This window comes from Bacillus sp. P4_D3 (genome assembly GCF_056401855.1).
In genome coordinates this window covers 1-5,501 of the sequence record NZ_JBFUIN010000210.1, presented here as the reverse complement: position 1 = coordinate 5,501, position 5,501 = coordinate 1, and the positions used below count along the sequence as shown (strand labels likewise).

Below are 5,501 nucleotides of genomic sequence, written 5' to 3'. Positions count from 1 at the left end.
GAACATGTTCCTCTTCTACTGTGTATTGTGTAGAATCGATTTTATTATTAGCTGCATGTTCAATTTCAGCTAATGAACTTGAAGAAATAGCAAGAGACCCTACTGCAATCATACTTATTGTTGCGATTTTTATAATCTTCATATTTATATACGTTCTCCTCTTTCTGATTAAACTAAATCGTAGTACCTCGACCTTTTGTGATTCATTTCACAAAATCTATCGTAATCATAAACTGATAAATGTTAATTATAACCTTTTACCCTAAATATTCCAATAGATAGTTTAGAAGCCTTTTTTAAAACTGGCCTTCCTATTACTTTATCATCTTTAGTTTTTTATTTTGTAAAACGGTGCCAATTCTTTAATCACTAAATAAAAAATGTTATTACTTCTCTTTCTATAAGTAATAACATTTTCTACCTATAAACGACTTAACAAATTTGTCTCCAACTAGCATCCTTCACATCTTCGCTAGTCGGTTTTCTAACTAATCCCACACAACATTCCTCACAAGCATCAAACGCAATGAAATTTTTCTGCGCTTGCCTTAACGAGGCCTTATTTGCTCCGCCTTCATAGTCATGATCGTTAAACTGAACAGGATCATCTTCCCAATAACATATGTTACAAATTTCATATGTGCCTGGTGGTTCTTCTTCTAATGTTTTATATCCGCAGCATGGACACGTGTATTTTTTCATTTTGTCACTCCATTATTAACTTGTTTTTTCTCCCATATATTCCGGTTCACAAAGAAGGTAACAGCGCAAATCATAGTTATCCCTATGAAATACATCATTTGAAGAGTACGAACTTCTTCATATGCAGCTGGAACTCCTACCATTACAGACAAAAAGATAAAAACAATACTAAAAGCTAAAAGTAGATATAATAATAAAGATATAATATAGCTTAATTTAAATCGTAAAATGATACCTCTAAATAATAACTCTCCAAGAAGACATCCACCTAAAATAATAGGTACTCCGAAATACAATGTAAGGACTCCCATTTGCGCAGTAGATTGAATTACCTTTCCAAGTATGTTCGGCGAAGTCATCTCATTATTTTTCCCCATCCTATCATATAAATCAAGTACCGTTACTGAAATAAAGAAACTTAATATAGAAAATGAATACGGAATTAAAAATTTGCTCACTCTCATTCACCTCACTTTTTCCTTTACATATATTATTCATTATTTTCTATCATTTTTACATAAAAAAATAACCCTCTATGATAAAACATAGAGGGAAGAATTTCTATATAAAAACCTATACCTTGTCCTGAAGTGAACCCGAAAACAGAACACATATCAAAACACCTAAACCACCTGTTCCCTATATTCTTTAGGGGATAGGTGGTTTAGGTGTTTATTAGAAGGTAGTACCTTCTTTTTTATAATATTCTTTTGAAATCTCTTCATAAAATGCTGCCGATGTCGCGTAGAAATAAGGTGCTAACCATAAGAAACCGATTCCTAAGGTAAGAATACTTAAAAGGAACCAGCCAAGGAAACTTAAGCATAGTAAAAAGTAATCCATTTTATGTCCATTCATCATACGGCGACTTTCGGTAATTGCTTGATTCGCTGTGTATTCTGGATGATCATTCAAAATAAAATACGTCATAGAATAAGAAAATGATTTAATAATACCCGGAATAATAAGAAGTAATGTCCATAGAATCAAGTATACATACATTAATAAATATGTTAAAAACGACTTCATAAGCTTACTTCCATCGCTAAACCATCTAAATATATGACCGATGCGAACACTAGTCCCACGGATTGCATTTAAAACAAGATAATAGGCGCCTATTGTTAACGGACCGATAACAAGCATTGCAATAATACTTACTGTAAGCGAATCACTTGCTTCTTTCCAACCCCAAAACATCGAGAAAACACCTGTGATTAGAAGTTCAACAGCTCCAATAAGGATTCCAAGTAATAAGGTTGCACCTACCGCTAATCCCCATTTTCCTTTTAATGCATCAAGTGCTTCTCTTTTCAACTGACTTATCATATATAACCTCCTACTATTATTTCTATATTAGTATACCATTTATATCAAAAATTTCACGAATTTCCCTGAAATAGAAGGATACAACCTTTTTTCTGATACGTATTGAGAAATGTGATCTGTATTTGCACCCATATATAAATTACACTAAAGAAAACCTAGTCCAATTGCAAACTACTCATTTTTCTATAACAAAAAGGCCTGCCTTTCATACTAGGCAAGCCATTCCAAATTAATTCTCACTTATTCTCTTCTTATACCAATCCTGCATTCTCTCCGCATCTTCTACTCTCGTATGCTCTAGTTTATAGTTCGATGATGCACTAGAAAACGTATACGTACATAAATCTGCCCGGCGCTGGAAATATGATTGTGTTTTTTCAATTGATTGGACGTGTCTTCTTCTTACAAGTCCTGTATGTTTCCCAATACTACGATGTACCATTGTAATTTGCTCTCCGGTTACACCATAACCATTTGTTTTAAATGTTGCGTATCCAAGTGTAAAGATAAGGATAGCGAGCGGTAATAACGCCCACATGATGTAATACTTTTCAAAGTATATGCTTATTCCCGTCAGCGGGATTGCTAGCATTGCGAAGAAGATGAAACTATCAATGAGATAGCGCCGTAATGCTGCTTTTGGTAATGAAATAATATTTGTATTCAGTTCGTATGGTAATTGTAAATGTGCGAGTAACTGTTGCACGCGATCTTTTCGAATAATTGGATGTAGCGTAACTTTTTCTTCTTTTCCTTCACTTTGAATGACTTCTACTTGCACAGCACAATAACCGAATGGTTGACGTAAAATACTTTCTTTTATCGTAATCCCTTGAATACGGTGCAATTTTAGTACAAGTTCTTTCCTTTCAAGTAACCCTTGCGAAATACGAACTTCATCATTTTTTCGATTCACTGTGAAATTACCATGTTTTAACGCGTAACCAATTGTGGATATAATCCAAGAAACGACGAGCAAAATGGCTACCATGTAAATCCAGCCGTATATATCATGATCCATTACATACGACTCTACGCTATTTTTTATCCATTTCGGAATGTACTCATCCACTTGGTTATAAACGACAAATATTAAAGAGAATAATAATCCAAATTGACCAGATGTAATAGACGCTAATAAAATTTCTTTCCACGTTAACTTGTACTCTGTCGCTTGTTCTTCCTCTGTAATAATTTCTGTTTCTACTACTTCTTCTGATGTTTCTTCTGCTTTCACTTCTGGCGTTGGCTCATTTAGCATTGCAATAAGCTCAGTCGCCTCTTCTACTGTAATACCAGCTAAGCTAACTTCTGCATCATCGCCTCCGCCAGCTGTTTCAATTTTAATTTTCTTTAGTCCTAACACTTGATACAGCATGCCTGAACTCGTATTAATCGTTTGGACACGTTCTTTATTTAAGTAGCTCTCCTTCTTCACAAAGAGCCCTTGTTTCACATGTAATACGTTATTTTCAACCCAGTATGTTGTGTAATACCATTTTTCAAACGCTGAAAAAACGGTGAGTAAACCGAATCCAGCGGGAATTAAATACCAAAATGGGAACTTTCCGTTTAAACTAAACATGAAAATAATTAATGGTATAAAGTCTGTTATTTTTAATTCTAATAACATCGTGATTGGATGCTGCCTCTTATACATCCTCATCACTCACTTTCGCTAATTCTGCGATTCTCGTTTTCAGCATTTCTGCTTCATACATCGTTAAGCCGGGAATGCTATGAGAAGTTGCTGCCGTTGAAATATGTAATTCTGCTAATCCATGTTTTCTCATAATTGGCCCTTGTTCAATTGTAACGTGCTGTACACGAATCATCGGTACTAATACGCGCTTTACAACGAAAAGACCGTGCTGAATTTCAAGCTCTTCTTCATTTAGTTGGTAGCTGTAATAACGTTGACGCAGTTTCGGGAATACGAAGTACGAAAATGGTGCTAGCGCAACTGTTAACCCAACCATCACATACAAAATCCACGCCCACCAATCAAACTTTATCATGAGGAAAAGGTATACTAAGATGACGAGAATACCTATCCCTTCTTCAATTACAGCACGAATTTTCCACACCTTGACCATGTCAGGATGAATTTCATTTTTCAATGGATCCATGTAACCACTCCAAATCTATTAATCTAATATATGAATTGTCTCAATCTATATTTTACATAACTTTACATAAAATTGAAAATTTATTATTTATTCCTCCTTCATTATCATTACATTTTTCACATTTTGAATCCAAATTTCTTTATACTTTAACTGAAATCCTATTAATATGTAATTACTCATATTATCAATAACGAGCGCTAACGTATGCGCATTTTCTTCAGTTGCATGTTGTGACACAACACCAAGTTCCACACCTTGCTTCAATAAATCGTGAAATCCATTTAAGAAATCTTCTTGTATTTCAAATAAGCGTTTCTGGTACTTTTCATTTCGCGTCGCAGTTACGATGAATTCATTTATAACGCGTAATATACCTTCTTGACCTCTATACTCCGACAACATATGTAAACCATCCGCAATTAACTTTTCTGCAAAGTTTTCTTTCGTATATTGTTCTATAACGAAGTAATTTGCGAAATGATACCCAGAAAAAATTTTTTCAAATAAAAAATCAACTAACGCTTCTTTAGACGGAAAATGATAATAAATAGCTGGCTTTGATATGCCTACTTCTTTCGCAATCATTGAAAGACTCATCTTCTCAATGCCGTGCTCTGCCATTAGTTTAAATGATGCATCTACAATGTGCTGCGATGTTTGTAAATTTTTTGTCATACTATACCTCTTTTATTTTTACTTACCGGTCGGTAAGTAAATTGTAAAATGAAAAGGAATGATTTGCAAGTTAATTAGAGTTTTAAAAGGAACTTCTTGATGAACCWAGAAAAATATAAAGTAAAAACAATGTATAACGATAAGGAGGATTTTCATATGGGATCTGGCGGTAAAGGTGGTAGCGGCGATGGTGAAGATGGTAAGAGCGGTAGTAGTGGGCTTTTATTACTCATTCTGCTCTTTATCGTATTCATTATAATYGGAGCTAGTTATAGTGTGCTTAGCTTCTAAGAAAAGACACAATTCAATTAGTTATAGTAGCGTAGAAAACTGAAACAGATTAAAATTTTCCTTCTTAAGGTTTCTTCACCAATAAGGGCACACAAAATAAAAAGCCCCGGTTATATTTAACAGCCAGCGCTTTCTATTTTCAGTATTCTTATAATGCTTCAGCTATATTTCGTGCTCTGTCGCACATGTAAATCATTATTGATCATCCACAATAATATAGGCTGTTCTAATTGGCCCATGTACACCTACGACAAGGTTCATTTCAATATCCGCGCTATTTGACGGACCAGAAACGAAATTCACACAAGCGGGCAGTTTTTCTCCCGCTTTATTTTGATCATGAATCAGTTTTGTAGCATGGGTTAATCTTGGTAC

General features: G+C 34.4%; 8 protein-coding genes. 1 reads left to right on the top strand and 7 read right to left on the bottom strand.

Going from position 1 to position 5,501, the window contains the following annotated elements:
* Nucleotides 1–432: 432 nt before the first annotated feature.
* From AC1DTM_RS17330 to AC1DTM_RS17305, 6 genes are all read right to left on the bottom strand, one after another.
* Entirely contained in the window at nt 433–702 is a 270-nt protein-coding gene (locus AC1DTM_RS17330; RefSeq protein WP_016104097.1) for a CPCC family cysteine-rich protein, read from the bottom strand.
* Nucleotides 699–1,160 (bottom strand): hypothetical protein, encoded by a 462-nt coding sequence (locus tag AC1DTM_RS17325; RefSeq protein ID WP_016104096.1) that lies wholly within the window; start codon nt 1,158–1,160, stop codon nt 699–701. Before AC1DTM_RS17325 ends, AC1DTM_RS17330 begins: the two co-directional genes overlap by 4 nt.
* Nucleotides 1,161–1,377: 217 nt before the next feature.
* Nucleotides 1,378–2,031, bottom strand: a complete 654-nt coding sequence (locus AC1DTM_RS17320) for a DUF975 family protein (protein WP_002158990.1) — start codon at nt 2,029–2,031, stop codon at nt 1,378–1,380.
* Nucleotides 2,032–2,260: 229 nt separating this feature from the next.
* The gene (locus AC1DTM_RS17315; protein ID WP_088098784.1) at nt 2,261–3,691 is read right to left on the bottom strand and encodes a PH domain-containing protein; all 1,431 of its coding nucleotides are present in this window, start codon (nt 3,689–3,691) and stop codon (nt 2,261–2,263) included.
* Nucleotides 3,684–4,160 (bottom strand): PH domain-containing protein, encoded by a 477-nt coding sequence (locus AC1DTM_RS17310; RefSeq protein WP_000371347.1) that lies wholly within the window; start codon nt 4,158–4,160, stop codon nt 3,684–3,686. Before AC1DTM_RS17310 ends, AC1DTM_RS17315 begins: the two co-directional genes overlap by 8 nt.
* An 87-nt stretch (nt 4,161–4,247) precedes the next feature.
* A complete protein-coding gene (locus AC1DTM_RS17305; RefSeq protein WP_016104093.1) occupies nt 4,248–4,835 on the bottom strand; it encodes a TetR/AcrR family transcriptional regulator in 588 nt (195 codons plus the stop codon).
* A gap of 156 nt (nt 4,836–4,991) precedes the next feature.
* Between AC1DTM_RS17305 and AC1DTM_RS17300 the strand changes: the two genes are divergently transcribed.
* Nucleotides 4,992–5,126 carry a sporulation protein YjcZ gene (locus tag AC1DTM_RS17300; RefSeq protein ID WP_106408173.1) on the top strand — a complete coding sequence of 45 codons (135 nt, stop codon included), beginning with the start codon at nt 4,992–4,994 and terminating at the stop codon, nt 5,124–5,126.
* A gap of 195 nt (nt 5,127–5,321) precedes the next feature.
* Here the strand turns inward: AC1DTM_RS17300 and AC1DTM_RS17295 are convergent.
* Nucleotides 5,322–5,501, bottom strand: a 180-nt coding sequence (locus AC1DTM_RS17295; RefSeq protein WP_477000558.1) for an LUD domain-containing protein, incomplete at its 5' end; no start/stop codon positions are given.